This window comes from Micrococcus lacusdianchii (assembly GCF_023155805.1).
GTDB classification, from domain to species: domain Bacteria; phylum Actinomycetota; class Actinomycetes; order Actinomycetales; family Micrococcaceae; genus Micrococcus; species Micrococcus lacusdianchii.
Window position 1 is genome coordinate 251,306 of the sequence record NZ_JAKNUW010000001.1, and the last position, 19,434, is coordinate 270,739.

The 19,434-nt window shown below is 70.4% G+C and carries 17 protein-coding genes and 2 tRNA genes; 12 read left to right on the forward strand and 7 right to left on the reverse strand.

Annotated features, from left to right (window positions below):
* Nucleotides 1-1,306: 1,306 nt before the first annotated feature.
* From MA879_RS01250 to rpmH, 7 genes are all read right to left on the reverse strand, one after another.
* Nucleotides 1,307-2,254 carry a ParA family protein gene (locus tag MA879_RS01250; RefSeq protein WP_248122605.1) on the reverse strand — a complete coding sequence of 316 codons (948 nt, stop codon included), beginning with the start codon at nt 2,252-2,254 and terminating at the stop codon, nt 1,307-1,309.
* 75 nt (nt 2,255-2,329) lie between these two features.
* Entirely contained in the window at nt 2,330-3,043 is a 714-nt protein-coding gene (gene rsmG / locus MA879_RS01255) for a 16S rRNA (guanine(527)-N(7))-methyltransferase RsmG (RefSeq protein WP_248122607.1), read from the reverse strand.
* On the reverse strand, nt 3,036-3,620 hold the full coding sequence (locus tag MA879_RS01260; RefSeq protein ID WP_418001202.1) for a Jag family protein: 585 nt from the start codon (nt 3,618-3,620) through the stop codon (nt 3,036-3,038). The genes rsmG and MA879_RS01260 overlap by 8 nt, the downstream gene beginning before the upstream one ends.
* On the reverse strand, nt 3,617-4,624 hold the full coding sequence (gene yidC, locus MA879_RS01265) for a membrane protein insertase YidC (RefSeq protein ID WP_248122609.1): 1,008 nt from the start codon (nt 4,622-4,624) through the stop codon (nt 3,617-3,619). The genes MA879_RS01260 and yidC overlap by 4 nt, the downstream gene beginning before the upstream one ends.
* Before the next feature lie 5 nt (nt 4,625-4,629).
* Nucleotides 4,630-4,995 carry a membrane protein insertion efficiency factor YidD gene (gene yidD / locus MA879_RS01270; protein WP_248122611.1) on the reverse strand — a complete coding sequence of 122 codons (366 nt, stop codon included), beginning with the start codon at nt 4,993-4,995 and terminating at the stop codon, nt 4,630-4,632.
* Between the two features lies 1 nt (nt 4,996).
* Nucleotides 4,997-5,395 carry a ribonuclease P protein component gene (gene rnpA, locus MA879_RS01275; RefSeq protein ID WP_248122613.1) on the reverse strand — a complete coding sequence of 133 codons (399 nt, stop codon included), beginning with the start codon at nt 5,393-5,395 and terminating at the stop codon, nt 4,997-4,999.
* Nucleotides 5,396-5,423: 28 nt separating this feature from the next.
* Nucleotides 5,424-5,561 (reverse strand): 50S ribosomal protein L34, encoded by a 138-nt coding sequence (rpmH, locus tag MA879_RS01280; RefSeq protein ID WP_135030582.1) that lies wholly within the window; start codon nt 5,559-5,561, stop codon nt 5,424-5,426.
* A 355-nt stretch (nt 5,562-5,916) separates the two neighbouring features.
* Here rpmH and dnaA point away from each other — a divergent pair, with 355 nt between their 5' ends.
* The 12 genes from dnaA (at nt 5,917) to MA879_RS01340 (ending at nt 19,282) form a co-directional block, all read left to right on the forward strand.
* Nucleotides 5,917-7,455 carry a chromosomal replication initiator protein DnaA gene (gene dnaA, locus MA879_RS01285; RefSeq protein WP_248122615.1) on the forward strand — a complete coding sequence of 513 codons (1,539 nt, stop codon included), beginning with the start codon at nt 5,917-5,919 and terminating at the stop codon, nt 7,453-7,455.
* 759 nt (nt 7,456-8,214) lie between these two features.
* The gene (gene dnaN, locus MA879_RS01290; RefSeq protein ID WP_248122617.1) at nt 8,215-9,330 is read left to right on the forward strand and encodes a DNA polymerase III subunit beta; all 1,116 of its coding nucleotides are present in this window, start codon (nt 8,215-8,217) and stop codon (nt 9,328-9,330) included.
* Between the two features lie 22 nt (nt 9,331-9,352).
* Nucleotides 9,353-10,606, forward strand: coding sequence for a DNA replication/repair protein RecF (recF, locus tag MA879_RS01295; protein ID WP_248122619.1), 1,254 nt, complete (start codon nt 9,353-9,355; stop codon nt 10,604-10,606).
* Nucleotides 10,599-11,204 (forward strand): DciA family protein, encoded by a 606-nt coding sequence (locus tag MA879_RS01300; RefSeq protein ID WP_248122628.1) that lies wholly within the window; start codon nt 10,599-10,601, stop codon nt 11,202-11,204. Before recF ends, MA879_RS01300 begins: the two co-directional genes overlap by 8 nt.
* A 341-nt stretch (nt 11,205-11,545) precedes the next feature.
* A complete protein-coding gene (gyrB, locus tag MA879_RS01305; protein WP_418001203.1) occupies nt 11,546-13,720 on the forward strand; it encodes a DNA topoisomerase (ATP-hydrolyzing) subunit B in 2,175 nt (724 codons plus the stop codon).
* 50 nt (nt 13,721-13,770) lie between these two features.
* On the forward strand, nt 13,771-16,464 hold the full coding sequence (gene gyrA, locus MA879_RS01310) for a DNA gyrase subunit A (RefSeq protein WP_248122630.1): 2,694 nt from the start codon (nt 13,771-13,773) through the stop codon (nt 16,462-16,464).
* Nucleotides 16,461-16,949: a DUF3566 domain-containing protein gene (locus tag MA879_RS12500; RefSeq protein WP_248122631.1), complete on the forward strand. Its 489-nt coding sequence runs from the start codon at nt 16,461-16,463 to the stop codon at nt 16,947-16,949. Before gyrA ends, MA879_RS12500 begins: the two co-directional genes overlap by 4 nt.
* Nucleotides 16,950-17,064: 115 nt before the next feature.
* Nucleotides 17,065-17,138, forward strand: a tRNA-Ile gene (locus tag MA879_RS01320).
* A gap of 59 nt (nt 17,139-17,197) precedes the next feature.
* Nucleotides 17,198-17,386, forward strand: a complete 189-nt coding sequence (locus MA879_RS01325; protein WP_135030822.1) for a hypothetical protein — start codon at nt 17,198-17,200, stop codon at nt 17,384-17,386.
* A 6-nt stretch (nt 17,387-17,392) separates the two neighbouring features.
* Nucleotides 17,393-17,465, forward strand: a tRNA-Ala gene (locus MA879_RS01330).
* Between the two features lie 750 nt (nt 17,466-18,215).
* Complete coding sequence (locus tag MA879_RS01335) at nt 18,216-18,893, forward strand: hypothetical protein (RefSeq protein ID WP_248122633.1); 678 nt, start codon at nt 18,216-18,218, stop codon at nt 18,891-18,893.
* A complete protein-coding gene (locus MA879_RS01340) occupies nt 18,893-19,282 on the forward strand; it encodes a hypothetical protein (protein WP_248122635.1) in 390 nt (129 codons plus the stop codon). The genes MA879_RS01335 and MA879_RS01340 overlap by 1 nt, the downstream gene beginning before the upstream one ends.
* The last annotated feature ends 152 nt before the right edge of the window (nt 19,283-19,434 follow it).

Genomic DNA, 19,434 nt, shown 5'->3' on the forward strand with positions numbered 1-19,434 from the left:
CCACTTCCAAGACGTAAGCGCACAACGACTCGCCGAGGGTGTTCCACGTGAAACCAGGGGCGCATGCTCCGCCAGCCACTGCCGTGTCACCGCGTGGACCACGCCGTGACAAGGCGTGCTGCCGTTGGCCCAGCGGAAGTGTCATTGGCGCGGCGTGCCCAAGGCAGTACACGCAGAATGGTCTATTCGACTCATCACGGCGCGGTCACGCGGACACATCTGCAGGAGGCATCACGCTTCATATCGATTCAATGCGCGGGAGCTTTGAGCCGGCGAGCACGTGAACGAGGTTCTGGGAAGCAGCGTTCGAGCGTCGCGGCAGGTGTGGTTTCACGTGGAACATGGACAGTCCTCCACAGCGACGCCAACGCACTGTGTCGGCCTCCAGGCTCGTCTGCCGTCAGCCAGTCTGCGCTGCGATCCTCGCACCGAGGATTCCCTCGGCCGAGGGTTGCGCTGAAGCGCCAATCGTAGCCCGTGCCAGATCGCACTGACAGGGGAGGTCCCCGGCCCTGTGTGGACGATCCCTACGCCCATGTCCGCCGCGCCTACTCCGTCCGCGATTCGCTGCCCTAGGCGATCGCTCCGGGTGTGGCACGGGAACAGCTTCGTGGTGGTTTCACGTGAAACCTGATACGGGCCGGGGCTTGCGCGAGGGAGGCAAGCAGCACCGGCCTCGACGATGGGTGGAACAGTTCGGGCTTCTTCCATGCGCCGTGGGGGTGCCGGAGTCTCGTGTCATCGGTACCCGCGAGAGGGTCCCGCCGAGGCAGTCACCTCTGGGCTGCATTGCTCAGCATCCGACCCATCCCCAGGTCCTGTCCACATATCAACAGGAACCCAGTCGACCGCTGCCGCCCTGGCAGGACCATCAGCAGCCCCAACTGATGGACGATTCAAGCTCCTCGGCGGATGGCCCGCCGCACGTGTGTATACATAAACCACGGGGTTCGCGGCGGCCGCCACCACGCCACGCAACCCCATGTGCCGAGTTCGCGCATCTGCGTGTCCACCTGACCTCACGGTCCGCGGGAGGTCTCCGAGTGGCCCTCGCCGATCGCGAGTGCCGCCAGCAGCGTCACACGGCCTCGGGCCGACCGCAAGCGTCCCCCGCAGGTCGCGGAAATCGGACCGTCCCACTCATGACCCCCCACGTTCCACGTGGAACATCGGTACGGGATACAACCGCATCCCCTTGCTTCGCTTACGACCTCGACACGTGCGACTGCCGTCACCCGCAGACGGCATCGGCCCCCACCGCAGAGGTGGGGGCCGATGCCGGCATGACGGCGGCGCGGGAGGAGACTCAGCGGGCCGAGCGGAGGGCAGGTGCCCCACGGCGGGCGATCTCTGCGGCCGCCTCCCGGTACGCCACGGCGCCGGCGGACGCCGGATCATAGGTCAGCACGGTCTGCTGGTAGCTCGGGGCCTCGGAGATGCGCACGTTGCGGGGGATGGCGATGTCCAGCAGCTGGTCCGGGAAATGGGACCGCACCTCCTCGGCCACCTGCACGGCCAGGTTCATCCGCGCGTCGAACATCGTCAGGAGGATGGTGGTCACCTGCAGACGCGGGTTCAGGTGCTTCTGGATCATCTGGACGCTGTTCAACAGCTGCGAGAGTCCCTCGAGCGCGTAGTACTCCGCCTGGATGGGGATGAGGACCTCCTCGGCCGCCACGAACGCGTTCACGGTCAACAGGCCCAGAGAGGGCGGGCAGTCGATGAACACGTAGTCCAGGCGCTCCTGTCCCTGCTCCTCACGCCAGGCCATGTACCGCTCGAGCGCCCGGGACAGCCGCTGCTCGCGGGCCACGAGGGAGACCAGCTCGATCTCGGCGCCGGCGAGCTCAGTGGTCGAGGGGACCACCTGCAGGCCGTCCACGTCCGGGGAGTCCTGGACGACCTCCCGCATCTCCATCTCGTCGAGCAGCACGTCGTACACGGAGGCCACCTCGGCACCGTGCGGGACGTTGAGCGCTGTGGAGGCGTTGCCCTGCGGATCCATGTCGATCACGAGCACCCGCATCCCGGTGCGCGCCAGCGCGGCGGCCAGGTTCACGGTGGTGGTCGTCTTGCCGACGCCGCCCTTCTGGTTCGACGTCGTGAAGACCCGGGGCCGCTCGGGAGCCGTGGGGCGCCGGCTGCGCAGGCGCGCGGCGTCCTCCGACGCGGAGCCCCGGTCCGCCGTGCGGCCGGACCATCTCTGCTTGAGGGCCTTCCAGGTGCCCCCGCGGCCGTCCTCGTCCTTGGCCATGCGTCCTCCTCCTCGCCGGGCACGCCGGCATGGTCCGGGGAGACCGTGCGACCGCCCCTCGGGGGAGGGGAGGGGTCAGCGGGAGCGGCGTGCGGGCACACGCACCACGGTGGTGGGCTCGGGCAGCAGGCCCTCGCCCACGGTGACGATCTCCGGTTCGGCACCACCATACTTGCGCAGCGGCTTCCGGGCGGCGGTGATCTCCTCGGCCACGGAGCGGCCCTTGATGGCCAGCAGCTCGCCGGAGCTCCGCAGGAGGGGCATGGTCAGCGGCAGGAGCGTCTTGAGGGCGGAGACGGCTCGCGCGGTCACCACGTCCACCTGGACCTCGTCCGCCACCTGCTCGGAGCGGGCCCGGACGACCTCCACGTTCGTCAGGCCTAGGTCCGCCACCACCATCTCGAGCCACGACACGCGGCGCTCGAGGGGCTCGATCAGCGTGATGCGGCAGTCCGGGCGCGCCAGCGCCAGGCACAGGCCGGGCAGGCCCGCGCCGGAGCCCACGTCCGCCACGAGCGCGCCGTCCGGCAGCAGCTCGGCCACCACGGCGCAGTTGAGGACGTGGCGCTCCCACAGTCGGGGCACCTCGCGGGGGCCCAGCAGCCCCCACTCGGTGCCCGTGGTGGCCAGGTGCCCCACGTAGCGCTCCGCGAGGGGCAGAGCCTCTCCGAACACGCTCGCGGCAGCGGGGCGCAGCTCCTCGGTCAGGGCGGGGGCGGCTGCCGACGCCGGCGCCGGCGCCTCCGCCTCGGCGGCCCCGGGGGCCTGGGGGTCGCGGGGATCAGCCATCGGCACTGATCACCACGTGGCGCCGCGGGCCCTCGCCCTCGGACTCGGAGGCGAGGCCGGCCTCGGCGACGACGTCGTGCACGATCTTGCGCTCGTACGCGCCCATCGGGTCGAGGTGGACAGTGCCGGCGCCCTCGCGCACGCGGTCCACCGCTTCGGCCGCGACGCGGCGCAGCTCGGCGTCGCGGCGCGCACGGTGGCCGGCGATGTCCAGGATGAGGCGGGAGCGGTGGCCGGTGGCGGCGAGCACGGCCAGGCGCACGAGTTCCTGCAGGGCCTCGAGGGTCCTGCCATCGGGGCCCACGAGGTCGGCGAGACGGTCGTCCTCGTCGTCCTCGCCGGGGACCACGGAGACGTAGGTGCGGCCGTCCCGGACCTCGATGTCGATGTCCCCGTCCAGGTCCGCGATGTCGAGCAGCTCCTCGACGTAGTCGGCGGCCGCGTCGCCCTCCTCCTCGAGGCGCCGCGCCGCCTCGGCGCGCTCGTCCTCGGCGGGGGCCTGCGCGGCGGTCTCCGCGGGCACACCCGCGGCCTCGTCGACGGGGGTCGGGGCGGCGGTCTCCTCGGGCTCGGTCACTTCTTCCTCCGGTTCTTGCGCTGCGGCTGCTGCCGCTGGTTCGAGGTCCGCCGGGGGGCGGCGTCGGTGCGCACGAGCTCACCCGCGGCGGGGGAGGAGGTGGAGGCTGCGGCGGCCTGCGGGGCCGGGGCGGAGGTCACCTTCTGGCCGACGGGCGGCAGGCCCTTGGCGGCGCGGCGCTCGTTGAGCTCCTGCTCCGCGAGGGAGCCGGGGGTGGGGTTGCGGCGGATGATCCACCACTGCTGGCCCACGGCCCAGAAGTTCGAGTAGGTCCAGTAGAGGAGCACGCCGATGGGGAAGTTGATGCCGCCGATGCCGAAGATCAGGGGCATCGCGTAGAGCATGATCTGCTGCGTCTGCATCATCGGGCCCGTGAGGGCCGTCTGGGTCATGTTCTTGGTCATCAGCATCTTCTGCATGAAGAACATGGACCCGGACATCAGCACGATCAGGATCAGGGCCACGATCACCACGGCCACCGTGTTGGCCTGGTCGAACGAGCGCAGGAGCGTGTCGGACATGCGCGCGCCGAAGATCGTGGAGCCCTCGAAGGAGCGGATCTGGTCCGCGGACAGGGCGTCCATGCCCTCACCGCGCTCGGCCGCGCCGCGGGCGCCGATCAGCACCTGGTAGAGGGCGAAGAAGAACGGCATCTGGATGAGCAGCGGGAGGCACGCGGCGAACGGGTTCGCCTTGTGCTCCTTCATCAGGGCCTGCTGCTCGAGCGCCATGGCCTGGCGGGAGAGCGAGTCCTTCTTGCCCTTGTACTTGGCCTGCAGCTTCTGCAGCTCGGGCTGGATGGCCTGCATGGAGCGCTGCGCGTTGATCTGCTTCACGAACAGCGGGATCAGCAGGGTGCGGATGAGCACCACCAGCAGGAGGATGGACAGCGCCCAGGTCCAGCCGGAGTCGGGGGACATGCCCGCCATCTCCAGGACGGTGTGGAACGCGCCGAGCAGCCAGGACATAATCCAGCGGAACGGGGCGAGGATGGCTTCGAACATCGGTCTCAGTCCTCCTGCGAGGGGTCAGGTGGGATGGGCGGGTGGTTGAGGGCGATGATCCGCGGCTCGCGTCCCGGGGGCCAGCGCCGGCGTCCCGGGGGGACGGGGTCCACGCCGCCGTCGTTCCAGGGGTGGCAGCGGGCCACGCGGGCGGCGGCCAGCGCCGAGCCCTTCACCGCGCCGTGCACGTGCACGGCCTCCAGCCCGTAGGCGGAGCAGCTGGGGAAGAATCGGCAGACGGGGCCGTAGAGGGGCGAGACCACCGCGCGGTAGGCGGTGAGCAGCCAGGCCAGCAGGGTGGCCGGCAGGGCGCGGAGCGGGCCCCACTCCTGCGCAGGCTCCAGCACGACGTACGGGGAGGAGGCGGTCATCTCACCCCTCCTGAGCCCGAGGCGTGTGGCGGCGCAGGGCTGTGGAGAGGGCCCCGTGCACCTCACGGCGCAGGGTGGCATGGTCGGCCTCGGCGGCCGGCGGCAGGGCTCGGACCTGCACCAGCAGCGGGCGGCCGCGCAGGGCGTCCGATTCCAGCTCCTCGCGCAGGATCGCGCGCAGCCGCCGCGTCACGCGGTTGCGGACGACGGCGTTGCCCACGGCCTTGGACACGACGAACCCGGCCCTCGGCTGACGAGTCTGGCTCGACGCCGAGGACCGGGCGGGGGCCGGGTCCGATGCCACGCTCACCACGACGGCGGTCCGTCCGGCCCGGGAACCGGTGCGGCGGATGTGGCGGAACTCCTCGGGCCGACGGACGCGGCGGTCACGGGGCAGCACGAGCGCCGTGTCGGCCCGGGGAGCCGGATCAGGCCGAGAGCTCGGTGCGACCCTTGCCACGGCGCGCGGCCAGGATGGCGCGGCCGGCGCGGGTGCGCATGCGGGAGCGGAAGCCGTGCTTCTTGGCGCGGCGACGGTTGTTCGGCTGGAAGGTGCGCTTGCTCACTGTGATCACTCCACGACGTGTAGGTGTGCCTTCGATCGTCGACCTGAGGACATGAACCAGGGGGAAGGACCGGGGAGGCTCTGACATGAAATCCCCGGCGGGCGCAGCGGTGTGCACAGAGGGCACGGCACCGCCCCGGGGGACCAGGCGACTCTAGTCGTCCGCCGGCCCAGGGGTCAAGCGGGGTGCGCGACATCGGCCCTGGGCGGAGGAGATCCGTCCGGGCTGTCCACAGGAGGATACGGGTTGTCCACTCCTTGTGCACAACCCTGTGGACAACAGGTAGGCTGACGCAGATCGAAGGCACACCGCAGCGGGCCGCCCGGGCCCGTCGCCCGGGGAGAGGACGTCCGCCATGACGGCAGAGCAGGCCGTGCTGGAGCGATGGCGCAGGGTCGTCTCCTCCCTGGAGGACGACGCGCGGGTCACCGCCCGGCTCATGGGGTACGTCTACCTCGCCCAGCCGCAGGGTCAGATCGGCAACACCCTGCTGCTGGCCGTGCCCAACGAGACGACGCGCGAGACCCTGCAGGGCGCGCAGGTGGCGGACGCCCTCACGGACGCCCTCACCGCGGTGTTCGGCGCGGAGATGCTCCTGGCCATCTCGATCGACGCGAGCCTCCAGCCGCCGCGCACCCCCTCGGCGGACGACCGCCGCGCGGAGGTCCCTGCCGCGCCGACCGCGGCCGACGCCGAGCCCCCCGTCTCCGCCCCCGTGCCCCCTGCCGCCGGCACCCATCGGGGGATCGCGGAGGAGCTGCCCGGCCTGGCCCGCCCGCGCCCGCAGGAGGCACCCGCCCCCGCGCCCGGCGCCCCGGGCGCGCCCACCCCGGCGCCGCCGTCGACGTCCTCGGAGACGAGCCGGCTCAACGACAGGTATCACTTCGACACGTTCGTGATCGGCTCCTCGAACCGGTTCGCGCACGCCGCGGCCAACGCCGTGGCGGAGGCCCCGGCCAAGGCGTACAACCCGTTGTTCATCTACGGCGAGTCCGGCCTCGGCAAGACCCACCTGCTGCACGCGATCGGGCACTACGCCCGGCGGCTCTACCCGGGCCTGCGGGTGCGGTACGTGAACTCGGAGGAGTTCACCAACGACTTCATCAACTCCATCCGCCATGACGAGGGCGCCTCGTTCAAGCAGGTCTACCGCAACGTGGACATCCTGCTGATCGACGACATCCAGTTCCTGGCGGACAAGGAGGCGACGGTCGAGGAGTTCTTCCACACCTTCAACACGCTCTACAACAACAACAAGCAGGTCGTGATCACCTCGGACCTGCCGCCCAAGCAGCTCTCCGGGTTCGAGGACCGGCTGCGCTCCCGCTTCGAGTGGGGCCTGATCACGGACATCCAGCCGCCGGACCTGGAGACCCGCATCGCGATCCTCCGCAAGAAGGCGGAGGCGGAGGGCCTGGTGGCCCCGCCGGAGGCCCTGGAGTACATCGCCTCCCGGATCTCCACGAACATCCGAGAGCTCGAGGGCGCGCTGATCCGGGTGACGGCGTTCGCGTCCCTCAACCGTCAGACGGTGGACATCGAGCTGGCGGAGCAGGTGCTCAAGGACCTGATCACGGACGACGCCGGGCATGAGATCACGCCGGAGCTGATCGTCCACACGACGGCCGAGTACTTCAACCTCACGATGGACGAGCTGACCAGCAAGTCGCGGACCCGAACGCTCGTGACCGCCCGGCAGATCGCGATGTACCTGCTGCGCGAGCTCACGGAGATGTCCCTGCCGAAGATCGGGCAGGAGCTCGGCGGTCGCGACCACACCACGGTGATGCATGCGGACCGCAAGATCCGCGAGCTCATGGCGGAGCGCCGGACGATCTTCAACCAGGTGACGGAGCTCACCAACGAGATCAAGCGCAAGCAGCGCGGCGGCTGACGGGCCGCCCGGACCCTCGACCACCGGTCGACGGTCCGTCCACATTGTCCACCGCTGTGGACAACCCGGTGGACAACGTCGTCGCCTGTGGATGACACGGCGCCGTGTGGACGGCGGGATCCTGCACCACTCCGTGTCCCCAGCCCTCTCCACATCCTTGGGGACACGAACGGTCCACATCCGGGGGAACCACACCGATGTGATTCGACCATCCACCGCTGTCCACAGTTGTCCACAGGGTCGATCGGCATGATTCCGGTGTTTCTAGCCGATGTGGACACGTACTGTGCACAACGCTGTGGACAAGCGCGGGACGGTGGGGCCGATCCTCGGGACAACGCGGCCGGACGCTGTGGATCCCTGCCGGGCCAGCAGCGACGTCGTCCACCGGCCGTGCACACCCCGAACGGGACGGGATCCACACGGTTCCCCCAGCGGAATCGACGGAACGACGCGCTCCGGAGCGGATCTCCACAGATTCCACACCTGCTACCACCACTCCTGATCCCTTCCCGAAGATCCCGCCAAGCAACATCAACCCGCCTCGGCTTCCCGGCCGACGAATCACAAGAACCGGAGCGCCCACAGGGCGCTCGAGCGACCTGACACCGCGCTCTCAGACCGCCTATGCTGACTGGGCGCGCCTCCTTGAACCACAGAGATCCTTGTGATTCACCGGCAGACGCCGTCCCGTGGACCGTGAGCCCCGTCTCCGGCCTCCCGACCGCAAGATCCCGCCAGAGAGGCAGTGCAGAGACCGTGAAGTTCACCGTGGCACGCGACATCCTCAGCGACGCCGTCTCCTGGGCGGCCCGCTCCCTGTCCCCGCGGCCGCCGGTGCCGGTCCTCTCCGGGCTGCTGGTCACCGCCGAGGACGGGCTCATCTCGATCGCCAGCTTCGACTACGAGACCTCGGCCCGCCTGGAGATCGAGGCGGACGTGGAGACCGAGGGCCAGGTCCTCGTCTCCGGCCGGCTGCTGAACGACATCGTCCGGTCGCTGCCCGCCGCCCCGGTCACGGTGGAGCTCGACGGCGGCAAGGTGCTCGTCTCGTGCCGCTCCTCGCGCTTCTCGCTGGCCACCATGCCCGTGGGGGACTACCCCGCCCTACCCGCGCTGCCGACGGCCGCCGGCACCGTGGACGGCGCGGCGTTCGCCCACGCGGTGACCCAGGTGACCGTGGCCGCCTCCCGGGACGACACCCTCCCGATCCTCACCGCGGTCAAGGTCGAGATCGAAGGCGACACCATGACGTTCCTCGCCACGGACCGCTACCGGCTGGCCATGAAGGAGATCCGCTGGACCCCCGCGGACCCGTCCGTGTCCACGTCACTGCTGATCAAGGCCCGCACCCTGACCGAGGTGGCCAAGTCCCTCGGCGGCGGCGGACAGCTGGAGATCATGTTCGGCGAGAACGCCGACCTCGTGGGGTTCTCCTCGGGCGGCCGGCGCACCACCTCCGTCCTGGTGGACGGCGAGTACCCCAAGATCCGCTCCCTGTTCCCGGAGTCCAGTCCCATCGAGGCCGTGGTAGACACCGCCGCCCTCGTGGAGGCCTCCCGGCGTGTGGCCCTCGTGGCCGAACGCAACACCGCGCTGCGCATGGTGTTCACCCAGGGCCAGGTGTCCCTGGACGCCGGCACCGGGGACGACGCCTCCGCCAACGAGTCCGTGCCCTGCACCCTGGAGGGGGACGACATCACCGTCGCCTTCAACCCGGCCTACCTGTCCGAGGGCCTGGCCGTCGTCGACCAGCCCCAGGTGCGCTTCTCCTTCACCTCGGCCCCCAAGCCGGCCCTGCTCACGGGCGTCTCCGAGGAGTCCGGGAGCGTCTCGGACCATCGGTACCTCGTGATGCCGGTCCGCCTGACCTGACGGCCGGGGGCTGACCGCACCCGTGTACCTGTCCCACCTCACCGTCTCGGACTTCCGCTCCTACCGCTGGGCGGACCTGGAGCTGAGTGCGGGGTCCACCGTGCTGCTGGGCGCCAACGGGGTGGGCAAGACCAACCTGGTGGAGGCCATCGGCTACCTCGGCTCCCACCAGTCCCACCGCGTGAGCCAGGACGCCCAGCTGGTGCGGTTCGGTCAGGACCGCGCCCGGATCGCCGGCCGCGTGCACCGCGGCCGGCGCACCGTGGCCCTCGAGCTGGAGATCCTCCCGGGCCGCTCGAACCGGGTGGCCATCAACCGCGGCGCCCTCGTCCGTGCCCGGGAGGGCCTGGGGATCCTGCGGACCGTGGTGTTCGCGCCCGAGGACCTCGGGCTGGTGACGGGAGAGCCGGGGGGTCGGCGCCGGTTCCTGGACCAGCTCATGGTGCAGCTGCGGCCGTCCCTGGGCCAGGCCGCGGCGGACTACGAGCGGGTCCTGCGCCAGCGCAACGCACTGCTCAAGTCCGCCCGCCGCTCTCACCGCTGGAGCGCCGAGGAGGAGTCGACCCTCGAGGTGTGGGACCAGCACCTGGCCGCCGCCGGCGCCCGGCTGCTGCACGGCCGGCTGCACGTCCTGCGGCTGTTGGCACACCCCCTCGAGCAGGACTACGCGGCGCTGACCAACGGCTCCAAGGCCGCCGCGTACTCGTACGAGTCCACCGTGCCGCTCGCCCGGGGCGCGCATGCGGAGGTGCCGGCCGTCGCGGACCTGGCCGCGGACATGGCCACGGCGCTGCGCGCCCAGCGGGACGAGGAGCGCGCCCGGGCGCTCACGCTCGTCGGCCCGCACCGGGACGAGCTGGCCCTCTTCCTCGGCCCCGCGCCGGCCCGGGGCTACGCCTCTCACGGGGAGACGTGGTCCCTGGCCCTGGCGCTGCGCCTGGCCGCGTACGACGTCCTGGTGGCGGACGAGCCGGACCCGGACGCCCGCCCCGTCCTGATCCTCGACGACGTGTTCGCCGAGCTCGACGCCGCCCGCCGCACCCGGCTGGCCGGGCTGGTGGGCCGCGCGGAGCAGGTGGTGGTGACGGCCGCGGCGATCGCCGACGTCCCCGCCGAGCTCGCCGGCCCGCGCGTGCTGATCCGCCAGGACGCGGAGGGCTCGGAGGCCGTGCCCGCCGCCGCCCCGGTGGAGGGGGACATCCGCGCCCCGCGCGTCGCGTCCCCGGACGCCGCCCCCGACGACGGCGCCCCGTCCCCGGAGCCGCCCGATGCGTGAGCGGTCCCCGGAGCCGGACGCGCTCGCGGAGCTGCCCCCGGACCGGCCGGACCTGGCGCTCGTGCAGCTGCGCCGGGTCCGGGACGCCGCCCGGGAGCGGGGGGAGGCCCCCCTGCGCGCGCGGGGCACCGCCGCCGGCCTGGCCACGCAGATGGCGGGCACCGGGTCCCCGGGCGGTGCCGCCGGCGGCCCCGCGGGGGCGGGGGGCGGGGCACGACGCCGGACCGGCACCCCCACGGACCGGGACCCGGCCGCCGTGTCCACCGTGTTCGGGCGCCTGATCCGGGACCGCGGCTGGTCCACGCCGGTGGCGGTGGGCTCGGTGCTCACCCGCTGGGCTGAGCTCGTGGGGCCGGAGATCGCGCTGCACTGCCGTCCGGAGAGCTTCGAGAACTCGGTGGTGCGGGTGCGCACCAGCTCCACGGCGTGGGCCACCCAGCTGCGGCTGATGAGCCCGGTGCTGCTGCAGCGGTTCGACGAGGCCCTCGGGCCCGGCGTCGTGACGAGGATCGACGTGGCCGGACCGGCGGCCCCGAGCTGGCGGCACGGGCCGCGCACGGTGCGCGGCGGGCGCGGACCCCGGGACACCTACGGCTGAGGGCCCGAGACCGTGGACGCCCCTCTGGCGCGTCCGGAGGGGCCGGGGCGTGCCTGGAGCCCTGGGCAGGGTGCCCCGGCGGTCCTGAGCGGCCTCTGAGCCCGTCCACGGCATGATCCGGTCGCGCAGCACCCCCCGATGCGGCGGGAGAGGCCACCACGCCGTAGGATGGCGGGGAACAGGCGCCGCCGGTCCCCGGCCGGCGGCCCGCCCCGCGCCCCTCGCGGACCGCCCCGGCAGACGTCGTCGGCGCGTCTCCCGGAACGGCGGGTCTCGCGCGCGTGCGCGCGGGGCCGAGCGGGGCGCCCCTGACCGTCCCGTCCTGAGGAAGTGACCCGCCCGTGGTTGACGCCCCATCCGAGAACCCCGAGCAGCAGCCGGTGAGCGACGGGGAGGCGGCGGCCGCATCGGCCCCCGAGTCCTCCGCGGCGGCGCCGGACCAGGCCGTGGCCCCCGCCCGGTCCGCCGAGGACCGCCGCGTCCCCGGCGACTACGGGGCCAGCGCCATCACGGTGCTCGAGGGCCTCGAGGCCGTGCGCAAGCGTCCCGGCATGTACATCGGCTCCACCGGCCCGCGCGGCCTCCACCACCTGGTCTACGAGGTCGTGGACAACTCCGTGGACGAGGCCCTGGCCGGGTACGCGGACGGCATCGACGTCACGCTCCAGGCCGACGGCGGTGTGCGGGTGGAGGACAACGGCCGCGGCATCCCCGTGGACGTGCACCCGACCGAGGGCAGGCCCACCGTGGAGGTCGTCATGACCATCCTCCACGCCGGCGGCAAGTTCGGCGGCGGCGGCTACGCCGTCTCCGGCGGCCTGCACGGCGTGGGTATCTCCGTGGTCAACGCCCTCTCCACGCGCGTCGAGACCGAGATCCGTCGCCAGGGCCACGCGTGGCGCATGTCCTTCGCGGACGGCGGCCACCCCCAGGGCGAGCTGGTCAAGGGCGAGGCCACGGACGCCACGGGCACCACCCAGGTCTTCTGGCCGGATCCCACGATCTTCGACACGGTCGAGTTCGACTACGAGACCCTCCGCGCCCGCTTCCAGCAGATGGCGTTCCTGAACAAGGGCCTGCGCATCACGCTCACGGACGAGCGCGTCCAGGAGGACAACGAGGTCCAGGACGACGAGATCGTGGGCGAGGGCACCGCGGGGGAGGACGTCGCGGAGAACGGCCTGACGGACGACGCCGAGCAGGAGCCGCAGCGCCGCAGCGTCACCTACCTCTACGAGGACGGCCTGCTCGACTACGTGAAGCACCTGAACTCCTCGAAGAAGTCCGAGGTGGTGCACGAGGACGTGATCGCGTTCGAGGCCGAGGACGGCGGGCGCAACATGGCCGTGGAGGTGGCCATGCAGTGGACCACCGCCTACTCGGAGTCCGTGCACACCTACGCCAACACCATCAACACCCACGAGGGCGGCACCCATGAGGAGGGCTTCCGCTCCGCGCTGACCGCGCTGATCAACCGGTACGCCCGCGAGAAGGAGATCCTCAAGCCCAAGGAGGACAACCTCACGGGCGAGGACATCCGTGAAGGGCTGACCGCGGTGATCTCCGTGAAGCTCTCCGAGCCGCAGTTCGAGGGTCAGACCAAGACGAAGCTGGGCAATTCGGAGGCACGCGGCTTCGTGTCCAAGGTGGTCACCGAGCACCTCGGCGACTGGCTCGAGCGCAATCCGGGCACCGCGAAGGACATCATCCGCAAGGCCGTCCAGGCCTCGCACGCCCGTCTGGCCGCCCGCAAGGCCCGGGACAACGCGCGGCGGAAGTCCCCGCTGGAGTCCTTCGGCATGCCCGGCAAGCTCGCGGACTGCTCCTCGAAGGACCCGGCCCGCTGCGAGGTGTACATCGTGGAGGGCGACTCCGCCGGCGGCTCCGCGAAACAGGGCCGCAACCCGGACACCCAGGCGATCCTGCCGCTGCGCGGCAAGATCCTGAACGTGGAGCGCGCCCGCCTGGACAAGGCCCTCGGCAACGCGGAGATCCAGTCGATGATCACGGCCTTCGGCACGAACATCGGCGAGGAGTTCGACATCGCCAAGCTGCGGTACCACAAGATCGTGCTCATGGCCGACGCGGACGTGGACGGCCAGCACATCACCACGCTGCTGCTGACGGTGCTGTTCCGGTACATGCGCCCCCTGATCGAGGCCGGCCACGTGTTCCTTGCGCAGCCGCCGCTGTACCGCATCAAGTGGACCAACGCCCCGCACGACTACGTGTTCTCGGACGAGGAGCGCGACGCCGCCATCCAGGCCGGTCTAGCCAAGGGCTGGCGCTACCCCAAGGACAACGGCGTGCAGCGCTACAAGGGCCTGGGCGAGATGAACTACCAGGAGCTGTGGGACACCACCATGGACCCCGAGCACCGCACCCTGCTGCAGGTGACCATGGAGGACGCCGCCGCCGCCGACCAGGTCTTCTCCATGCTGATGGGCGAGGACGTCGAGTCCCGCCGCAGCTTCATCCAGCAGAACGCCAAGGACATCCGCTTCCTGGACATCTGATCCGGGCCGCCTGACCTTCCCGAGACTTCCCACGCAGGAGAGGAGTCGCCTTGAGCGACGAGACCACCCCGGGCGCCGAGCCCGACCAGCCGCAGGACGGCGCCGAGCAGACCCCGCAGACCGGCCAGGACATCGCCGTCGAGCACTACGTGCTGCCGGAGGGCGCCGCGGACAAGGTGGAGCCGGTCGACCTCGAGTCGGAGATGAAGCGCTCCTACCTCGACTACGCGATGGCCGTGATCGTCGGCCGCGCGCTGCCGGACGTGCGCGACGGCCTGAAGCCGGTGCACCGCCGCGTGCTCTACGCGATGTACGACGGCGGCTACCGCCCGGACCGCTCCTTCAACAAGTCGGCCCGCGTGGTCGGCGAGGTGATGGGCAACTACCACCCGCACGGCGACACGGCGATCTACGACGCCCTCGTCCGCCTGATCCAGGACTGGGTCATGCGGTACCCGCTGGCCCTCGGCCAGGGCAACTTCGGCTCCCCGGGCAACGACGGCGCGGCCGCCCAGCGGTACACCGAGACCAAGATGGCCCCGCTGGCCATGGAGATGGTCCGGGACATCGACGAGGACACCGTCGACATGCAGGAGAACTACGACGGCAAGCAGCAGGAGCCCACCGTGCTGCCGGCGCGTTTCCCGAACCTGCTGGTCAACGGCTCCTCGGGCATCGCCGTCGGCATGGCCACCAACATCCCGCCGCACAACATGCGCGAGGTGGCCGCGGGCGTGCAGTGGTACCTGGAGAACCCGGAGGCCACCCGCGAGGAGCTCCTCGAGGCGCTGCTGCGCCGCATCCAGGGGCCTGACTTCCCCAGCGGCGCCCAGATCCTGGGGCGTCGGGGCGTGGAGGAGGTGTACCGGACCGGCCGCGGCCCGATCACCATGCGCGCCGTGGTGAGCGTGGAGGAGATGCAGGGCCGCACGTGCCTGGTGGTCACGGAGCTGCCGTACATGGTCAACCCGGACAACCTCGCCGCGAAGATCGCGGAAATGGTGAGGGACGGCAAGATCTCCGGCATCGCGGACATGCGCGACGAGACCTCCGGCCGCACCGGCCAGCGCCTCGTGATCGTGCTCAAGCGGGACGCCGTGCCGAAGGTCGTGCTGAACAACCTGTACAAGCACACGGACCTGCAGACGAACTTCTCCGCCAACATGCTGGCCCTCGTGGACGGCGTGCCGCGCACCCTGTCCCTCGACGGGTTCGTGCACCACTGGGTGCGCCACCAGATCGAGGTCATCGTCCGGCGCACCGCGTTCCGGAAGAAGAAGGCCGAGGCCCGCGCCCACATCCTGCAGGGCCTGCTCAAGGCGCTGGACGCGCTGGACGAGGTCATCGCGACCATCCGCCGCTCGGCCTCCGCCGACGTCGCGAAGGCCGCCCTGACGTCCCTCCTGGACATCGACGACGACCAGGCCAGCGCCATCCTCGCCATGCAGCTGCGCCAATTGGCCGCCCTCGAGTCCCGGAAGATCCAGGACGAGTACGACGAGCTGATGGCGAAGATCGCCGAGTACAACGCGATCCTCGAGTCCCCGCAGCGACAGCGCGAGGTGGTCTCCGAGGAGCTGACCGCGCTCGTGGACCGGCACGGGGACGACCGCCGCACCGAGATCGTGGCGGGCTTCGACGGGGACATGTCCATGGAGGACCTGATCCCGGAGGAGGAGATGGTCGTCACCATCACCCGCGGCGGGTACGTCAAGCGCACCCGGATCGACCACTACCGTTCGCAGGCGCGCGGCGGCAAGGGCGTGCGCGGGGCGGCGCTGCGCGGGGACGACGTGGTGGAGCACTTCCTCACGGTGTCCACGCATCAGTGGCTGCTGTTCTTCACGAACTTCGGCCGCGTGTACCGGGTCAAGACGTACGAGCTGATGGAGGCCGGCCGTGATGCGAAGGGCCAGCACGTGGCCAACCTCCTCGCGTTCCAGCCGGACGAGCGGATCGCGCAGATCCAGCCGCTCACGGACTACGAGCGCTACCCGTACCTGGTGCTGGCCACCCGCAACGGCCTCGTGAAGAAGACCCCGCTCGAGGACTACGACACGAACCGCACCGCCGGCCTGATCGCCGTCAAGCTGCGCGAGGGCGACGAGCTGGTCTCCGCGCAGGTGATCTCCGCCGAAGACGACCTTCTGCTGATCTCCCGTCAGGGTCAGTCCGTGCGCTTCACCGCCACGGACGAGGCGCTGCGCCCCATGGGCCGGGCCACCTCGGGCGTGACGGGCATGAAGTTCCGCGGAGACGACGCGCTGCTGTCCATGGACGTCATCCGCGCCGGGGACGAGGACTCCTCCGTGTTCACGGTGACCGACGGCGGGTGGGCCAAGCGCACGCACGTGGGCGAGTACCGCACGCAGGGCCGTGGCGGCCTCGGCATCAAGGTCGCCCGCCTCGTGGACGACCGCGGCGAGCTCGCCGGCGGGCTCGTGGTGGGCGAGGGCCAGGAGGTCCTCGTGGTGATGGCCTCCGGCAAGGTGGTGCGCTCCGCCGTCGCCGGCGTGCCGGCCAAGGGCCGCGACACGATGGGCGTGATCTTCGCGAAGCCGGACAAGCGCGACCGGATCGTGGCGGTCACCCTCAACAACGAGGACGAGATCGAGGCCCAGGCGGACGCCGGAGCCGTCCCCGCGCCGGGGGTACCCTTGGACGCAGTCCACGACCCGCACGACCCCGCAGCAGCTCCGGAGGCCGACGCCCCCGGTGAGGATGCAGACGGAGGAGACCAGTGAGCACGTCCGCATCGCCGCGCCCGTCCGGCGGCACGAAGGGGGCCACGACCTCCCGTCCGGTGCGCCGCTCCAGCACCCGTGACGCGCAGGAGGACCTGGTCCGCGCCGTGCCCAAGGCCAAGGTGCGCCGTGCCCGGCTGCAGCTGAGCCGGATCGACCCGTGGTCCGTCCTGAAGCTGGCCTTCCTGCTCTCCGTGGCCCTCGGCGTGCTGACCGTGGTGGCCGCCATCGCCATCTACACGCTGGGCGAGCTCACCGGCGTGTTCGGGCTGATCAACGACGTCCTGGGCACCATCCTCGGCGCGGACGCCGGTACCTACACCGTGGAGTCGCTGGCCCCGCTGAGCACCGTGGTCTCCCTGGCCACGGTGGCGGCCGTGCTGAACGTGATCCTGCTGACCGCCCTGGCCACGGTCCTGGCGATGCTGTACAACGTGTGCGCCGCGCTCGTGGGCGGCCTCGGGGTCACCCTGACCGACGACTGACCCGGCCTCTCGATGCGACCGACGACGACGCCCCGCGCGGATTTGCGCGGGGCGTCGCCGTGCCTGTAGAGTCGTCTCCTGTTGTGGACGGATCCTGGTCCGTGCGCAATGGTGAGGGCGTATAGCTCAGGCGGTTAGAGCGCTTCGCTGATAACGAAGAGGTCCCAAGTTCAAGTCTTGGTACGCCCACTCCACGCACGAGCCCCGGTCCGACTGGGGCTCGAGTCGTCTGACGGGGAGGAGACCCCATGCGTCTGGCACGAGCCGCCACCCTGGTGGCCGGCGCCGCGGCCGCGTACGGGCTCCGCGCCTGGCAGCGCAACCGCGAGGGCAGGCAGGTCTGGGCTGACGCCACGGACGGCCTGCCCGGACCGGAGGCGCCGCGGGAGTCCGCCGAGGACGCACACGTGGATCCGGAGGAGACGCCGCAGGGCTGATCCCACGGGGGCATGGCGCAATTGGTAGCGCACCTGCTTTGCAAGCAGGGGGTTAGGGGTTCGAGTCCCCTTGCCTCCACACGGGATGTTTCAGGAAATGGGAGCGACGAACCCAGGAAATGAAGCGCCAAGGGGCCCGGGCCACATCAGATGTGGCCCGGGCCCCTTTGTCATGCCCTCTCACCGCCGCCGACGGCCCTCACTACGGGTCCTGTGGCGGCTCAGACCGGCCAGACCGCTCTGAACCGGGGCCCCGGGGTACGAAAATGCCCCCACCCGGAGGAATCCGGGCAGGGGCGTATGGCCCTGCGGCACTCAGGAAGCCGAGGCCGAAGGTGCTCGAAGAACCGGGAGGAAGATCGGTTCGAGCCGTACCTTGTCAGGAGGCGGGTCAGTGCTACGACCTTTAGTCTCGGCGGGGCGGCTGAACTCCCTGTGGAGGGCCCTCGTGGGGCGGTGCTGTGGCAAGGGGAGCAGAACAACCGTGGGGTCCAGAGACGGAGGGTTGGCTACGTCGTACCCGTAGCGGACAGCCAGAGTGGTGACGTTCACCGCGGCCAGCACGAACGCGGCCAGGACCCCGGTTCGATTCGTTCCCCGGACCCGGAAGGAGCCCCGCCCGACATTGGCGTAGTGGTTGTGGAGGAGCGGGCTGGTGCATGGATAGGTGTCACACGATCTGTGGTGCTCCTACACCACAGGGAAGGATGTGCGCCATGCCCTTCAGCACTCGTTGCGCTCTGACCTTGAGGCGACACCCAGGCCACCTCGGTTTATGATGGGCATCACATCCTCGGCACCGCTCGCCCTTCTCACGATAGTGTCAGACATGAAGACCTTCGCTGCCGCAGCCCTGTCCGTTCTCCTCGTAGCTGGCCTGCCCCCTGCCGACTCTCCAGCCGGCGACGAGTTCTCCTCGGTGGAGACTGTCGCTAGGGCAGGAACCCAGCGAGTGCCGGCTCCACCGGCAGGTGCACGAGAGGGTGATTGGTACGCAGTTGGTCCCACGGAGACAGTCATACTGGAAGATAAGATCGATTTGGATGGGGGCTCGTCGACGACAGCGCCGTCGCGGGGTGATGAAGTGACCGCACAACCCCTTCTCAATCCCATCTCCATCGGCCTCTGCAATGCTGGTCGGACCACCCACGTGATTGAGAAGTTCACGACGAAGCACGATGGAACCGTCTCCCTGCGCTGTGGCCACAGTGGCGGTGGATACGTCCACATCCGTGCACGGCACCAGCAAGATTGGCAGAACACCATGACTGGCCCCGGCCTTTGGGACGACTTCATGGTTTATGCCTCCCGTGAGGCTATGAAAGCCCCGTCGAGCACCAAAGCCAACCGGGAGAAGAACACCCGGTGCTACAAGACCCCCATCAAGCTCTATCGGGTCGTCAATGGAAAGCCCCAGTACGTGAAGACCCGATGCCCACGCGTCGCCGTCTCCATGAACAACAAGGTCGTCGTGACGTCGTACCCGACGTCCACCCCATCGTGCTGATGTCGAAGAACCCGGGCCCGCACTCGGAGTCAGTTCGATTCACATACCTCCATGGAGGTGAGAATTTCATAGACGTGTGTGAATCAGACGCGGATGGCCCGACTAGGGCAGCGCAGGTCATCGCTGCGGTCCCTCCAGACCTGCAGGCGAGGATCCACGCCTGGGACAGCAGGATGGGTGACGCCTTCGACTATCGACATCACGGTGAGGGGCTTGAGCCCGGGAAATGGCCCGCGCCGTTGCGAAAGACGCTGACTCAGGAGTACACCGAACTGCTGGCCGAACTCCAGGCGGCGGGACTGCCTGTCGTGAGCGATGCGTGGTGGGCAGTGGCGTCGGATGACCTCAGGCCACAAGGTGAATCGCCCCGGGTCTGGTGGAGGCTCTGATCCAACGGAAGGATGCAGAGCATACCGGGCCTTGACCCTTGATCGTGGACACGGTGTCGGTTCGGTTATGCCGCTTCCGTGAGGGTAGCTGACCTCGCGGCGTCGTAGGCGTTCTCGTAGCTATTTGGGCTCACCTGGCCGATCGTGGAGTG

Excerpts from the sequence above, each read along its gene's own strand:
- MA879_RS01250 (WP_248122605.1), bottom strand. The coding sequence starts at position 2,254 with ATGGCCAAGGACGAGGACGGCCGCGGGGGCACCTGGAAGGCCCTCAAG.
- rsmG (WP_248122607.1), bottom strand. The coding sequence starts at position 3,043 with ATGGCTGATCCCCGCGACCCCCAGGCCCCCGGGGCCGCCGAGGCGGAG.
- yidC (WP_248122609.1), bottom strand. The coding sequence starts at position 4,624 with ATGTTCGAAGCCATCCTCGCCCCGTTCCGCTGGATTATGTCCTGGCTG.
- yidD (WP_248122611.1), bottom strand. The coding sequence starts at position 4,995 with ATGACCGCCTCCTCCCCGTACGTCGTGCTGGAGCCTGCGCAGGAGTGG.
- dnaA (WP_248122615.1), top strand. The coding sequence starts at position 5,917 with ATGACGGCAGAGCAGGCCGTGCTGGAGCGATGGCGCAGGGTCGTCTCC.
- MA879_RS01300 (WP_248122628.1), top strand. The coding sequence starts at position 10,599 with ATGCGTGAGCGGTCCCCGGAGCCGGACGCGCTCGCGGAGCTGCCCCCG.
- MA879_RS01325 (WP_135030822.1), top strand. The coding sequence starts at position 17,198 with ATGCGTCTGGCACGAGCCGCCACCCTGGTGGCCGGCGCCGCGGCCGCG.
- MA879_RS01335 (WP_248122633.1), top strand. The coding sequence starts at position 18,216 with ATGAAGACCTTCGCTGCCGCAGCCCTGTCCGTTCTCCTCGTAGCTGGC.
- MA879_RS01340 (WP_248122635.1), top strand. The coding sequence starts at position 18,893 with ATGTCGAAGAACCCGGGCCCGCACTCGGAGTCAGTTCGATTCACATAC.